At 44.2% G+C, this 14514-nt stretch carries 10 protein-coding genes and 1 pseudogene; 8 read left to right on the top strand and 3 right to left on the bottom strand.

Annotated features, from left to right (window positions below):
• Positions 1-3 precede the first annotated feature (3 nt).
• Together RZO55_RS01535 and RZO55_RS01530 are read left to right on the top strand one after the other, a co-directional pair.
• Positions 4-879 (top strand): carbohydrate ABC transporter permease, encoded by an 876-nt coding sequence (locus RZO55_RS01535; protein WP_318062545.1) that lies wholly within the window; start codon positions 4-6, stop codon positions 877-879.
• 6 nt (positions 880-885) lie between these two features.
• A complete protein-coding gene (locus RZO55_RS01530; protein ID WP_318062544.1) occupies positions 886-2754 on the top strand; it encodes a sialate O-acetylesterase in 1869 nt (622 codons plus the stop codon).
• Between the two features lie 50 nt (positions 2755-2804).
• Here RZO55_RS01530 and RZO55_RS01525 read toward each other — a convergent pair whose 3' ends face one another.
• From RZO55_RS01525 to RZO55_RS01515, 3 genes are all read right to left on the bottom strand, one after another.
• Positions 2805-3599, bottom strand: coding sequence for a MerR family transcriptional regulator (locus RZO55_RS01525; protein WP_318062543.1), 795 nt, complete (start codon positions 3597-3599; stop codon positions 2805-2807).
• Positions 3600-3706: 107 nt separating this feature from the next.
• Entirely contained in the window at positions 3707-5557 is a 1851-nt protein-coding gene (asnB, locus tag RZO55_RS01520) for an asparagine synthase (glutamine-hydrolyzing) (RefSeq protein ID WP_318062542.1), read from the bottom strand.
• A gap of 26 nt (positions 5558-5583) precedes the next feature.
• Positions 5584-6954, bottom strand: coding sequence for a citrate transporter (locus tag RZO55_RS01515; RefSeq protein WP_318062541.1), 1371 nt, complete (start codon positions 6952-6954; stop codon positions 5584-5586).
• A 128-nt stretch (positions 6955-7082) separates the two neighbouring features.
• Between RZO55_RS01515 and RZO55_RS01510 the strand changes: the two genes are divergently transcribed.
• From RZO55_RS01510 to RZO55_RS01485, 6 genes and pseudogenes are all read left to right on the top strand, one after another.
• Positions 7083-8936, top strand: a complete 1854-nt coding sequence (locus RZO55_RS01510) for an ATP-dependent nuclease (RefSeq protein WP_318062540.1) — start codon at positions 7083-7085, stop codon at positions 8934-8936.
• A 101-nt stretch (positions 8937-9037) separates the two neighbouring features.
• Positions 9038-10561: a xylulokinase gene (gene xylB, locus RZO55_RS01505; RefSeq protein WP_318062539.1), complete on the top strand. Its 1524-nt coding sequence runs from the start codon at positions 9038-9040 to the stop codon at positions 10559-10561.
• Positions 10562-10595: 34 nt separating this feature from the next.
• Complete coding sequence (fsa, locus tag RZO55_RS01500; protein WP_318062538.1) at positions 10596-11249, top strand: fructose-6-phosphate aldolase; 654 nt, start codon at positions 10596-10598, stop codon at positions 11247-11249.
• 20 nt (positions 11250-11269) lie between these two features.
• Entirely contained in the window at positions 11270-11896 is a 627-nt protein-coding gene (locus RZO55_RS01495; RefSeq protein ID WP_318062537.1) for a DUF4867 family protein, read from the top strand.
• Positions 11897-11956: 60 nt separating this feature from the next.
• Positions 11957-13438, top strand: coding sequence for an L-fucose/L-arabinose isomerase family protein (locus RZO55_RS01490; RefSeq protein ID WP_318062536.1), 1482 nt, complete (start codon positions 11957-11959; stop codon positions 13436-13438).
• A gap of 339 nt (positions 13439-13777) precedes the next feature.
• Positions 13778-14514: pseudogene (locus RZO55_RS01485) on the top strand (hypothetical protein); the annotation flags it as partial.

Genomic DNA, 14514 nt, shown 5'->3' with positions numbered 1-14514 from the left:
CATATGAACCGGTTAAGTAAGCTAGAACAACGCAGACGCCGCCGGAACTTAATCAGTGCAGTGATACGCTACGGGATTTTAACCGCAGTGGCTTTGATCATGATTTATCCGATTCTCTGGCTGGTAGGCGCAACTTTTAAAACTAATAATGAAATTTTTACAACTGTTAATTTTATTCCCAATAGAATCGATTTTACACCATACATAGAAGGCTGGAAGACAAGAACCCAGTTCACATTTACAACCTTCTTTCTGAATACCTTTAAATACGTAATTCCAAAGATCCTGTTTTGCCTGGTATCCAGTACTCTGGTTGCTTATGGTTTTGCCAGATTCCAGTTTCCATTAAAGAAGTTTTTCTTTTCTATACTGATGGCAACCATGTTTCTTCCGGCAGTCGTAACCAGAATCCCGCTTTATATTCTCTGGAAAAATCTGGGACTGTTAGATACTTATGTTCCGCTAATTGCACCTACGGTGTTTGCAAACGAGCCATTTTTTGTTTTTATGCTCATTCAGTTTCTTCGTTCCATTCCCACCTACCTTGATGAGGCGGCAACTGTGGATGGCTGTAATTCCTTTGAGATTCTGATCCGCATTCTTCTGCCTGCTTTAAAGCCGGCAATTGTCAGCTGCACCATTTTTCAGTTTATCTGGAGCTTTAACGACTTTCTTGGACCACTTATTTACGTTACCACCTTATCCAAGTATCCGGTTGCACTGGCACTTAAGATGTCTATTGATCAAAGCAGCGGTATTGTTGAATGGAACCAGATCCTTGCCATGTCATTTCTTGCCCTGCTTCCTGCTCTGATCCTGTTTTTTGCAGCTCAGAAATACTTTGTGGAGGGAGTTACATCCACAGGTGCGAAGGGGTAGGTGGATATGCAAAACAAGGTAAAAAGGCTTGTACTTCCTAAACTGATCAGCTCTGGCTGTGTCCTGCAGACGGGAGAGAAAACAAGAGTCTGGGGATCTGCTGCTGCTCAGGAAACGGTAACTCTACGGCTTTTAGACCAGGAGATTACCTGCAGGGCAGATGCTTTGGGAAACTGGGAAGCTTATTTTTCCAGGCTTTTACCGGGCGGACCCTTTCAGATGGAGATATCCAGTGAATCCGGTGAGGTGATTTGGCTGTCAGATGTTTATCTGGGGGAAGTGTTCCTATGCAGTGGGCAGTCCAATATGGAACTGCCCATGAACCGTGTTAAGGACAGATATCCTACTGAATTTGAAAAGCAAAAAGATCCGCAGCTCAGGCTGTATAAAGTAAAGGAAAACTATGAATTTCAGACTCCGCTGAAGGATCACAGGGAGGGCTGCTGGAAGGAATGTGCACCTGAGACAATCGGAGAATTTTCAGCTGTTTCTTATTTCTTTGGAACTTTTATGCGCAAGAACCGGAACGTTCCCATTGGTCTTATTAATGTAAGCCTTGGGGGATCCTGCGTGGAAGCCTGGATGGGCGAAGAAGAGATCGGCATGTATCCCGACATGAAGGAAGAACTGGAACAATGCCGTGATGAAATGCGTTTCAGTAAAAAAATTGAAGAGCAGAATAAGGCACATGAGGACTGGTATAACAGAATCAGAGACATAGAAAAAGGCATGGATTGGAACAATGGTCAGTGGAAAGAAGTAACACTTCCTGCCTTTTTAGAGGATTTTGGTCTCTCTGATTTTAACGGTGTGATCTGGTTTAAGAAACGGATCGTAATTCCTGACCGGCTGAAAGGTAAAAAAGCAAGACTCTGGCTGGGAACCATGGTGGACAGCGACAGAACCTATGTAAACGGTGTTCTGGTCGGAGAAACCGGATATCAGTATCCTCCGCGGAAATATAGCATACCAGAAGGCGTGTTACAGGCAGGGGAGAATGAGATCTGTATCCGTCTGGTCTGTGAGCATGGAACAGGCAGAGTTACTCCTGGAAAGGTGTATGCTTTATTTGTGGAAGATGAAGTAATTACCTTAGACGGAACGTGGGAATACCAGAGCAGTGTGAGGTGCGAACCTGCTCCCCTGGTGGACTTAATGTCCCAAAAGCCCACAGGACTTTATAATGGAATGCTGGCTCCCTGTTTTCGTTATCAGATCAGAGGGGTTTTATGGTACCAGGGGGAAAGTAACGATGCAAGGCCGGATTCCTATGAGGAACGGCTGCAGCAGATGATACTGCTTTGGCGAAAGAAGTGGGAGACAGAACATCTGCCGTTTGTAATCGCGCAGCTTCCCAACTTTTCCATTGATTTGGATAACAGGAATGATGCATGGCCAAAGATCCGGGAAGCGCAGAGAAAAGCCGGCGGATTAGAAAATGTTGCAGTTACGGTAAATCTGGATGCAGGAGAAGACAATGATCTCCATCCTCTTAATAAACAGGAAGTTGCGTACCGCATGTCCCTGGCTGTAAGAAGCATGATATTTGGAGAGCCTGTGGTTTATTGCGGTCCCCGGCTGTCTGACTTTGAAGTGTCAGGGGAGTGGGTAAAGCTGGTATTTGATACAGCAGATAAAAAAGGCCTGGTTGTTCATGATGGAACTGGGCTGGAAGAGTTTGAGGCCGCAGGTGCGGACGGACTCTTTTATCCCGTAACCGGAGAGATTAAGGATCATGTGGTTATGATACACAGCAGCCAGGTAAAGCAGCCGGTTATTATCCGGTACGGCTGGTCCAATGCTCCAAAGAAGGGCCTTTTGTACAATGAAGCAGGACTGCCTGCCTCTCCATTTAAAATATCAATACATTCATAAAAAAAGTCCCGATCAGGCTATTAACTGCCGATCGGGACTTTTTTCAGGATTTATGTGGAAACAGGAAGATAAAGCTCCAGATAATGTATGGTTTTCACTGGATCTTCTTCTGTTTCGTCTTCCTTTTTTGGTTTAGGAGCGTATCCTGTGACTGGACCGCAGTAAGCGGTGCCGGTCAAAGAATAGCCCTGTTTCTTTCCCCAGTTAACAGCCGCCAGTATCTTCTCTTCATCCGGAATCAGGGAATCGGAATCAATGACAGTGTAAACACAGGTTTCCCATTTAAGAATCGGGAACTTTTTAAGATCAGAATTCATCCGCATAGCAGAAGCTGTTTCTTCTGAAAGAAGAAAAAAGTCTTTCTTGCGTTTCACATGCTTCTCTTTTATCTCATACTCCTGAAATGGAGCGCATAAGTCAGGGATTCCCAGGTCGTTGACCTCTTCATTGTCCTCGATTTTGTAATGGGAGAGCATCTTACCGATCTGGTATCGGTTGAGACCTTGCTTCACATTGTCATAATTGGTCTTCAATTGATTTAGATGCATCAGTGACTGCCGGTGAAGTTCCAGCTGTTCTTTTTCTTCTGTAATCTTTTCCTGAATCATGGAGCGGCTTGAATGAAGGGAACTTTTATAAAGAAACCGCTCAATGTCTTCCAGACTGAAATTAAGTCTGCGGTAATACATAATGTCTAACAGCCTGCTGATGTCTTCGTAGGTATAACTTCGGTAACCATTATCCTCTTTGTCTGGCTGTATGATACCTTTCTTTTCATAGAACCGGAGTGTATCGCGGCTCAAACCTAACCGAAGGGAGACTTCTCCAATACTGTATTTTTTCATGTTAACTCCTTGCGTTTAGTTTGTTGCTGCCACTTTTATTCTAACATATATAACCAGTTTCTTTCCCTTACGGTTTTCTTTCTATGCTTACGAAATATTAACAGAATTTATACAATCCCTATGGAGTAGATCTCAAGCCAGTAATTTATCTGAAGAAGATAGGCAAGCATCTGTGGGCCTGCCATCAGCTGCCCGTACCAGGGTTTACCGTAATCCGAAGGCCGGGAAAGGAAATGTTCCAGCTTGTTTTTATCCAGAAATTCCATCACCGGTGCTTTGTGGTCAGACATCATTTCCCTGACTCTGGTAATCAGAAGCGCTTCATAATTGGTATCGTAGGTTTTGGGATATGGGGATTTTTTTCGGAAAAGAATCTCATCTGGAAGAAGACCTTTTCCTGCCTGCCGGAGAAGACTCTTTACGACTCCGTCTCTTGTTTTCATATCCCAGGGAACATTCCACACATACTCAATAATCCGATGATCGGCAAAGGGAACTCTGGCTTCCAGTCCTGAATACATGCTGTCACGGTCCATGCGGTTTAAAAGAGTCTGCATAAACCATCGCAGGTTCAGATAGGAAATCTCCCGCCGTCTGGCCTCTGTCGGACTGTCTTCCAATAATACAGGTGTCTCTGCAACTGATTTTTCATAGGTCTCTTTTACGTACTGATCCATGTTCAGATATTGTAAAAAATCATCCTTAAGCAATGCTTTGCGGGGCTGTAAATCCATAGTCCAGGGGAACGAATGGGCTTTGAAACAGTCCTCTTTGTGAAACCAGGGATAGCCGCCGAAGATCTCATCTGCACATTCGCCGGTTAAGGTTACTTTATTATAAGGCTTCACCATGGAACAGAAATGCAGCATGGAGGAATCGATATCTCCCATGGCCGGAAGATCATGAGCCATGACCGAGTCATAGAGGCGGTCAGCCTGAGTCAGATTATCACACTCCAGATAGTGGTGGTCGGAGTCCAGATATTCGACCATACGATCTACGAAAGGACGGTCCTGCGACGGCTGGAATGCACTGGCTTTGAAATACTTATCATTGTTTACAAAATCAAAGGAAAACGTATTCAGCCGCCTGCCCTGTTTTTTTAACTCTGCAGCACAGACTGCAGAGACAATGCTGGAATCCACACCTCCGGACAGGAAGGTACAGATGGGCACATCGGAAACCATTTGCCGCCGGATGGAGTCGGTAACTAAGAATGCCGTTTTTTCAACTGTTTCCTCATAGCTGTCCTCATGGGGATGGCTTTCAAGCTTCCAGTATGATTTTAGCTGAAAACCATCTCCTGAGCAAAGAAGCATGTGTCCGGGAAGCAGTTCCTTCACGTCTTTAAATACTCCGCAGCCGGGAGTGCGGGCAGGACCGATAGAAAACACTTCATTCAGCCCTTCTTTATTCAGGAGAGGCCGGAATCCAGGATAAGCAAAAATCCCCTTCAGCTCAGAGGCGAAAAGAATTTCCTCATCCCGGATGGTATAAAACAAAGGTTTTACACCGGAACGGTCCCTGCACAGGCAGAGGCATTTTCTGTATGGGTCCAGTATGGCATAGGCAAAGATACCGTTTAGCTGTCTGACAAAATCGGGTCCATACTCCATATAACCGGTAAGGATGACTTCCGTATCACAGGTAGTGGAAAAAGAACGGCCTTTCCTGATGAGGTCATCGCGAAGTTCTTTGGTATTGTAGATTTCGCCATTGTATACAATCCCGAACGTTTTCCCAGACTCTGTTTTTTTCATGGGCTGGCATCCATTTGTTAAGTCAATGATGGATAAGCGGGCGTGAGACAACCCTCCATGCCTAAACAGCCAGGTTCCGGAAGCATCTGGTCCACGATGCCTTTGAATGGCAGCCATATCCTCCAGTATGTGGCTGTAATAGGGTTCATCTTTTAAGTAATCCCGGTTTGGGTTATAGAATCCGGAAATTCCACACATATTGATTCCTCCTTTGGGTGAATCGGTTATAAGAGAAAACAGGCGACAAAGAACGTCGCGGCAAATCCCAGGAAAACGGGCAGAATATTTTTCCTGGCAAGGTCCAGAGGATTGACGCTGCATATGGCTGCAACAGGTATCAGCCCCCAGGGAACAATGGTTCCTCCGCCCACATAGATAGCGGTAATCTGCCCAAGAGATGCCAGAACGGGTACGGAAGCTTTCACAGCTACGCCTAATGTCCCGGCCAGCGCTCCTGTAAGCGGAAGTCCGGAAAAACCGGATCCGTCAAGACCAGTCAGGCTGCCGGCAGCCATCTGAAGGATCGCAGCCATATATTTGTTTAACGGTGTATTTTGAGCCAGCCAGATTGCCCAGTCATTTAAAATCCCTCTTTGAAACTGTTCTCCTAAAATAGAAGAAATCCCGTTTCCTCCTAAAAAGAAAAATGCCCCGATGATGATAACGGGAGCAAAGATCCGTATTGCAAAAAGAAAACCATCCGTTACATAGATAGTGACCTTTTCCAGAGCATGAATGCCAAAGCCAGAGTATGCTCCAATGCACATAATCAAAACTGCAGTTCCCGAAACAAGACTTGTAGCATCGCTGCCCTTTAATTCGAAAACAAGCATCAATATGATATCGGCAGCAAAAAACAGGGGAGTCAGAAGTGCCATAAAGATAGCTGAAAATTCTGATTTATGAGGTTCTTCTATATTTTGTATCCGGACCTGGCTGCAGCAGGCTTTCATCTGTTTCCTGTTTAACAGATATGCAGAAACTGTGGTGACAATGCCCATTACGAGAAAAAGAGGGCGTCCTTTTGTTAATATATCCGAGGGGGATATGGCTGCAGCTCCTGCGGAAATGGAGGGAGCACCCTGGATAACCAGATCATAGCTTAAGGCAAAGCCGTGTCCGAAAAGATTCATTGCAATAGCGGCGGCCAGCGGGTCCAGCCCGGCTTTTAATGCAAATGGAAGCACAATGGCACCAATTAAAGCTACAGAGGGGGAGGGCCAGAGAAAAAGGGAGAAGACCAGCATGGTAAGGCCCAGAATCCACCACGCTGCAGTGGGCGATTTCATAACCTTAGCCATAGGAATCATCATAATGTAATCGCTGCCTAAATCCTTTAAGCATTTGGACAGAGCAGTAATTAACGCAATGGTTGCAATAATCTCCATAAATTCTTTTGCTGCAAACACAATCGCTTTAAATATTGTCATAATGCCGCCGGTCACAGATCCAAGTCCCACAAAGCCAATCAGGAACAGAAAGGCAATGCAGACGAACGGAGTATCCCGCCGTAATATCATAACCGTTAAAATTGTAAGAACGCCTATGAGATAGAGATAATGCATGGGCGTAAGAACCAGATTGGTATCAATCATAGGAATCACTCCTGGGAAATAATATAATCTATTGTATGAGGGAAGGGAATGGGCAGTGTGATTTTTTAATAGGAACTTGAATTTTTTCGTCCAGCATTTTATACTGAATTCTATAAAGGAGAAATCTTATGCAGATCATTTCGGTTCATATTAAAAATTTTAAGTCAATTGAGGACATGGAGATCACGGACATTGAAAATGCTCTGATACTGGTAGGGAAGAACAATACAGGCAAAACTGGAATCCTGGATGCCATACGGGCTGCTGCCAGTGCCTATGATGTGACAAAAGAAGATTTTAATGAGAAGAAACAGAAAATTGAGATTATTATGACTCTGGCTATGACGCAGGAGGATTTAGAACTGTTTCACCGTGAGGGAATTGTCAGCCAGTATAAACGGTTCGAAACCTGGCTTCACGATTTTAAGGCAAAGCTGCCGTCTTACCAGGAAGGGAAACTAACATTTACCTATCAGGCAAGCTGGAACGGCGAGATCCGGTTCTTTGACGGTCATCATAAAAACAACCGGTATATTAAAGAGGTAATGCCAAGACTGTACTATATTGATTCCCAAAGAGAACTAAATCAGTTTCAAAATGATCTGCTGCTTTTCCAGGAGGATGACCAGCTTTCACGGTTAAGAGACCATGTCTGTATGTTTGACAGCGCCAGAGAGTGCAGCCAGTGTTTCCAGTGCATCGGATTGATCAATCAGAAAAAACCAGAGGAACTTGCGGTCTATGAGACTGCCAAGCTTCTGGAATATAAGATGTATAAACTCAATCTTAATGATTTTGCTGCCAGAGTCAATGAAAACTACAGAAAAAACGGGGGGTATGAAGAGATCCGCTTTTCCCTGGTCTGTGATCCGAACCAGATGTTCCAGGTGACGGCAGAGACTTATCACGAAGAAAGGGGGAAAATAAGCCCTATCAGCAATTTAAGCAATGGTATGAAAAGTTTATACATGTTGTCCCTTCTGGAAGCATATACAGAGGATGGGAAGAAAATTCCCAATATCATCATCGTGGAGGATCCGGAGATTTTTCTTCATCCTCAGCTTCAGAAGACTTCCAGTGAAATTCTCTACCGCCTGTCAAAAAAGAATCAGGTGATTTTTACCACCCATTCGCCGAACATGCTGTCTAACTTTACCAGGCGCCAGATCCGTCAGGTGGTTCTTGACCGGGGGTATTCGGTGGTCAAGGAAAAAACGGATATTGATGTAATTCTTGACGATCTGGGATACGGAGCCATTGATCTTTTGGGAGTCAGCTTTGTATTTATTGTGGAAGGAAAGCAGGACAAGAGCAGACTGCCCCTGCTGCTTGAGAAGTATTATTCAGAAATTTATGACAAGGGAGGTAACTTATCAAGAATTTCCATAATCACCACCAACAGCTGTACCAATATCAAGACCTATGCCAATTTAAAGTATATGAATCAGGTCTATCTGCGGGATCAGTTTTTGATGATCAGGGATGGAGACGGGAGAGATCCGGAGGAACTGGCGGGAGAGCTGTGCCGGTATTATGAGGAAAGAGGAAAGGAGGAAATTGACAGACTTCCCAAAGTGACCAGAAGAAATGTTCTTATTTTAAAATATTATTCGTTTGAAAACTATTTCTTTAATCCGAAGATCATGGAACAGCTGGGAATTGTGGAAAGTGAGGAATCCTTTTATCAGAAACTGTTCGAAAAATGGAACGAGTATCTTCACCGGTTAAAGAGCGGAAAACAGTTTTTAGAGGCAGTTGGTAAGAACATGGAAAGCCCGGAAGAACTAAAGGAGCATATGGAGGAATTTAAAATATATATGCGGGGGCATAATCTGTTTGATATCTTTTATGGACCATATAGAAAACAGGAAGCAGAGATTTTAAGAAAGTATATTGATCTGGCCCCCAGAGAGGAGTTTAAAGACATTCTGGATGCCATTGACCGCTTTGTATATTTTGAAAACAGAAAAATGGAAAAATGAAAAAAGGCAAGAAAGTGCTATTACTTGGACAAATAAAAGCACGCTTTTTTACGGCATTTATATTATAATCAGAGTATGAGATTTTACCAGGAGGTACGAGGATGAATTATCTGATAGGGATCGATGTGGGAACATCGGCGACGAAGACCGTTCTGTTTGATGAAAAAGGACAGGTAGTGGTTTCTGCTTCCAAAGAGTATCCTCTTTACCAGCCAAGTAACGGCTGGGCGGAGCAAAAACCTGAGGATTGGCGGGATGCGGTTCTGGAGACGATTTCCCAGGTAGTAAAAAAATCCGCAGTTTCAAAGGAAGAGATAAAAGGAATTGGTTTATCGGGCCAGATGCACGGACTGGTTATGCTTAATGAGAAGAACGAGGTAATTCGTCCTTCCATTATCTGGTGTGATCAGAGAACTGGTGCAGAGGTAGAGGATATGCTTTCCATCATGCCCAGAGAGCGTTGGATAGAGATCACGGCAAATCCGCCGTTAACCGGTTGGACAGCAGCAAAGATTCTGTGGGTAAAGAAGAATGAGCCGGAGAATTACAGCCGGTGCAGACATATTCTTCTGCCGAAAGATTACATACGGTTTGTTCTTACAGGGACCTATGCAACAGAGGTCTCCGATGCCAGCGGAATGCAGCTTCTTGATGTGCCCGGAAGATGCTGGTCACAAGAAGTACTTGAAAAGCTGGATATTGACCCGGCGCTTTTAGGGAAGGTTTATGAATCCTGTGAAGTGACCGGTACGGTTCTTCCTGAGATTGCTGAAAGGACAGGGCTGTCTGACGGGACAAAGGTAGTCGGCGGTGCCGGAGATAACGCAGCTGCGGCTGTGGGAACCGGTGTTGTAAAGGATGGAACAGCATTTACAACAATCGGAACCTCAGGAGTTGTATTTGCCCACAGCAGTCAGGTGACCATTGATCCTAAGGGAAGAGTTCATACCTGCTGTGCTGCAGTACCCGGTACATGGCACGTTATGGGTGTTACCCAGGGAGCAGGTCTTTCTTTAAAGTGGTTTAAGGATCAGTTCTGCCAAGATTATGTGAAAGAAGCAGAGAGGGAAAAAATTGATGTTTATGACATCATTAATAAAGAAGTGGCAAAGGTGGAAGCTGGAAGCGGACGGCTGTTATATCTTCCTTATCTGATGGGAGAGAGGACGCCCCATCTTGATCCGGACTGCAGAGGTGTATTTTTCGGACTTTCTGCCATACACACCCGGGCCCACATGCTGCGTGCCGTTATGGAAGGTGTTTCCTATTCCTTAAATGACTGCAATGACATTTTAAAAGAAATGGGAATTCATGTAGATCAGATGATGGCATGCGGAGGCGGAGGAAAAAGCCCGGTATGGCGTCAGATGCTTTCAGATATGTACCAGTGCAGCGTAAAAACAGTTGCTCAGACGGAAGGACCTGCGTTAGGTGTGGCAATTCTTGCCGGAGTAGGATGTGGATTATATGAGAGTGTGGAGTCAGCCTGTGAAGCACTGATTTCAGAAGACAAGTCCACAGAACCTGATACAGAAAAAGCACAGATATATATAAACTATCACCAGCTCTACAAAAAGCTTTATGAGGACTTAAAAGGAAGTTATAAGATACTGGCAGGTTTATAAATCACTTACTAACAGAAAGCAGGAGGATTAGAATATGCGTTTTTTTATTGACACGGCAAATGTAGAAGAAATCAGAATGGCAGATGAGATGGGAATTATATGCGGAGTAACCACAAATCCGTCTCTTATCGCAAAGGAAGGGCGTATTTTTAAAGAAGTAATTGCAGAAATTGCTTCTATTGTAGATGGCCCCATAAGCGGAGAAGTAAAAGCGACAACCACTGATGCAAAGAAAATGATCGAAGAGGGCAGGGAAATTGCGGCAATCCACCCTAATATGGTAGTGAAAATCCCCATGACTCCAGAGGGATTAAAGGCTGTAAAGGTTCTGCATGCAGAAGGGATCAAAACCAATGTGACTCTTGTGTTTTCTGCTGCTCAGGCACTTTTGGCTGCAAGAGCAGGTGCAGCCTACGTTTCGCCATTTCTCGGACGTCTGGATGATATCTCTATGCCGGGTATTGATTTAGTCAATGATATTATGGAGATTTTTCAGGTTCATGGAATTGAAACAGAGATCATAGCAGCCAGTGTGCGCAACCCTATTCATGTAATTGACTGTGCAAAGGCTGGCGCAGATATTGCAACCGTTCCTTATAAGGTGCTTCTGCAGATGACCGCTCATCCTTTAACTGATCAGGGGATTGAGAAGTTTAAAAAGGATTATTTGGCAGTATTCGGAGAATAGAGAAAAAGAGAGGGATTATTATGGGGTTAGAGATAAAAGCGGTAACAGATCCTGCTTTTGGTGCTTATGGAAAGGTCGTAACGGGTTATGAAATTAGTGATCTTTTAAATAAGATGGAGGAAACTCCACTCCCGGACGATGTGACATATGTTGCTTCCGTACAGGAACTGGAAGCACTTCCTGTATGCAGGGAGATGGAGACCAATCTATACGGACAGATGCCGATACAGGTGGGTTATTGCAACGGACACAATAAAAAATTAAACGCAGCAGAGTATCACAGGAATTCCGAAATTAATATTGCTGCCACTGATCTGGTGCTGATCCTTGGCAGACAGCAGGATATTACACCGGATTATAGTTATGATTCAGGTAATATGGAGGCATTTCTTATTCCCAAAGGCACAGTAGTGGAGGTTTATGCCACAACACTCCATTATGCACCCTGCCATACAGAAGAAAGCGGTTTCCGCTGTGTGGTCATTCTCCCCCAGGGGACGAATACCGATTTAACGCCTCTTGAGAAAGCTGTGAACAAGGAAGATAAGCTGTTGTTTGCTAAAAACAAATGGCTGATCGGTCATAAAGAAGGCGGTCTTTCAAAAGAAGCTTATATCGGTATTACAGGAGAGAATCTTTCCATTTAAAGAACAAATAGTATGATGAGGCAGACATAAAAGCCTTAGGATAACAGGAGGAGTCATAATATGTATAATATCCCGGAATTAAAAGTAGGTATCGTTGCGGTAAGCAGAGACTGTTTCCCGGAAACATTGTCAGTAAACAGAAGAAAAGCCCTGATCAAAGCTTATGAAACAAAGTATAATGGTGCTAATATCTATGAGTGTCCTGTGTGTATCGTGGAAAGTGAGATACATATGGTGCAGGCATTAGAGGATGTTAAGAATGCAGGCTGTAATGCCCTTGTTGTTTATCTTGGAAACTTCGGCCCGGAGATTTCCGAAACCCTTCTTGCAAAGCATTTCGACGGACCGGTTATGTTTATCGCTGCTGCAGAGGAAAGCGGAGACAGCTTAACCCAGGGCAGAGGCGATGCCTACTGCGGAATGCTAAATGCCAGCTATAACTTAAAGCTGAGAAACATTAAGGCATACATTCCGGAATACCCGGTTGGAACAGCCGAAGAATGTGCAGATATGATTGAGGAGTTTCTTCCGATCGCAAGATCTTTAGTCGGTCTTTCCAGCTTAAAGATCATCAGCTTCGGACCACGTCCATTAAACTTTTTAGCTTGCAATGCGCCAATTAAGCAGCTTTATAATTTAGGTGTTGAGATTGAAGAAAACTCAGAACTTGATTTATTTGAGGCATTTAATAAACATGAAGGAGATCCCAGAATTCCTGATGTCGTAAAAGATATGGAAGCTGAATTGGGCGAAGGAAATAATAAACCCAATATTCTTCCGAAACTTGCTCAGTATGAGCTGACTTTACTGGACTGGGTTGAGCAGCACAGAGGATATCGCAAATATGTTGCAATTGCCGGAAAATGCTGGCCTGCATTCCAGACTCAGTTTGGATTTGTACCCTGCTACGTAAACAGCCGTTTAACCGGAATGGGCATTCCGGTATCCTGTGAAGTTGATATTTATGGAGCACTCAGTGAGTTTATTGGTACCTGCGTGAGCTTAGATGCTGTAACGCTTCTTGATATCAACAATACGGTTCCGGATGATATGTACGAAGGTGATATCAAAGGAAAACACGATTATACACATCAGGATACATTTATGGGATTCCACTGCGGAAATACCTGCTCCAGAAAGCTTTCCTCATGCTCTATGAAGTATCAGATGATTATGGCGAGAACTCTTCCGGAAGAGGTAACACAGGGAACGTTAGAAGGAGATATTCTTCCAGGAGATATCACATTCTTCCGTTTACAGAGCACTGCAGACAACATTCTTCGTGCCTATGTAGCGCAGGGAGAAGTGCTTCCTGTAGCAACCCGTTCCTTTGGATCCATTGGAATCTTCGCAATACCGGAAATGGGAAGATTTTACCGCCATGTTCTGATTGAGAAGAATTTCCCACATCATGGAGCGGTTGCTTTCGGACATTACGGAAAAGCTTTATTTGAAATCTTTAAATATCTTGGTGTGGAAGAGATTGGATTTAACCAGCCAAAGGGTATGCTTTATAAGACAGAAAATCCATTTTGTATCTAATATGTCATAAAATAGTTCAGGAGGAAAGCCATCCATTATGGATAGGACTTTCCTCCTTTTTTGATTTTTAAAAAACCAGTTATCATTTACTTTAACTTATATCTTTGTAAAAGTAGATGATGTAGTTTTCAAAAAACATTTTGCTGTAAGGTGTTTAAATATCATGTCAGGCGGCAGCACCCATCTTCACAAAGAGGTGCCTGCCGTCTTTTGATTTATAACTTTCCTCTACGATACAATGGGAACTGGCAAATTGTATCGAAACACTTTTTGCTAACATACATTACTTATAGGCGTATTTCTTATAAGCGCCTTATTGATACGATTGGAGGATTATTTATGCCTAACAATGCTCTTCAAATAGAACTAAATTCAGCGACAAGTGTAGCATCAGGTGCAAATGTACTTTTTGATACAATTGTTTATTTATCAGGAAATATCACTTATAACCCAGTTACGGGAGTAATTACTTTTCTGGAAGCCGGAAGATATGTAATTGACTGGTGGCTGGCGACTCAGGCATCTCAGTCAACAAATGGGACATCCTTCGCCCTTTCCTCATCCCAGGGAGATTTACTGGAAGGAAATTCACCAATAAAAACAGGCGAAGTATTTGGTGTCAGCATCATAGAGGTGGCTGCGGCACCTGTCACGGTGTCTCTTGTAAATATCAGCACTGCTACCGTATTCTTTTCTCAGATAGTTCCGTTAATAGGAACCCTGGTAGTGGTACAGGATGATTTATCCGGGGCTGGTCCGACAGGAGATACAGGTCCAACAGGTCCAACAGGAGCAACGGGACCGACAGGTCCAACAGGTCCAACGGGAGCAACTGGTCCAACCGGAGATACAGGTCCAACGGGTCTGACCGGGGATACCGGTCCAACTGGAGATACAGGAGCAACGGGACCGACTGGGGATACAGGCCCAACGGGTCCAACCGGAGCAACAGGTCCAACGGGTCCAACCGGAGATACGGGTCCAACGGGACCGACCGGGGATACCGGGCCAACAGGTCCGACAGGAGATACGGGTCCAATCGGTCCGACGGGAGATACAGGCCCAACAGGTCCGAC

This window comes from Clostridium boliviensis (assembly GCF_033342255.1).
Classification (GTDB): domain Bacteria; phylum Bacillota; class Clostridia; order Lachnospirales; family Lachnospiraceae; genus Lacrimispora; species Lacrimispora boliviensis.
This window is presented reverse-complemented; position numbering and strand designations above follow the sequence as displayed.

Excerpts from the sequence above, each read along its gene's own strand:
- RZO55_RS01535 (WP_318062545.1), top strand. The coding sequence starts at position 4 with ATGAACCGGTTAAGTAAGCTAGAACAACGCAGACGCCGCCGGAACTTA.
- RZO55_RS01530 (WP_318062544.1), top strand. The coding sequence starts at position 886 with ATGCAAAACAAGGTAAAAAGGCTTGTACTTCCTAAACTGATCAGCTCT.
- RZO55_RS01525 (WP_318062543.1), bottom strand. The coding sequence starts at position 3,599 with ATGAAAAAATACAGTATTGGAGAAGTCTCCCTTCGGTTAGGTTTGAGC.
- asnB (WP_318062542.1), bottom strand. The coding sequence starts at position 5,557 with ATGTGTGGAATTTCCGGATTCTATAACCCAAACCGGGATTACTTAAAA.
- RZO55_RS01515 (WP_318062541.1), bottom strand. The coding sequence starts at position 6,954 with ATGATTGATACCAATCTGGTTCTTACGCCCATGCATTATCTCTATCTC.
- RZO55_RS01510 (WP_318062540.1), top strand. The coding sequence starts at position 7,083 with ATGCAGATCATTTCGGTTCATATTAAAAATTTTAAGTCAATTGAGGAC.
- xylB (WP_318062539.1), top strand. The coding sequence starts at position 9,038 with ATGAATTATCTGATAGGGATCGATGTGGGAACATCGGCGACGAAGACC.
- fsa (WP_318062538.1), top strand. The coding sequence starts at position 10,596 with ATGCGTTTTTTTATTGACACGGCAAATGTAGAAGAAATCAGAATGGCA.
- RZO55_RS01495 (WP_318062537.1), top strand. The coding sequence starts at position 11,270 with ATGGGGTTAGAGATAAAAGCGGTAACAGATCCTGCTTTTGGTGCTTAT.
- RZO55_RS01490 (WP_318062536.1), top strand. The coding sequence starts at position 11,957 with ATGTATAATATCCCGGAATTAAAAGTAGGTATCGTTGCGGTAAGCAGA.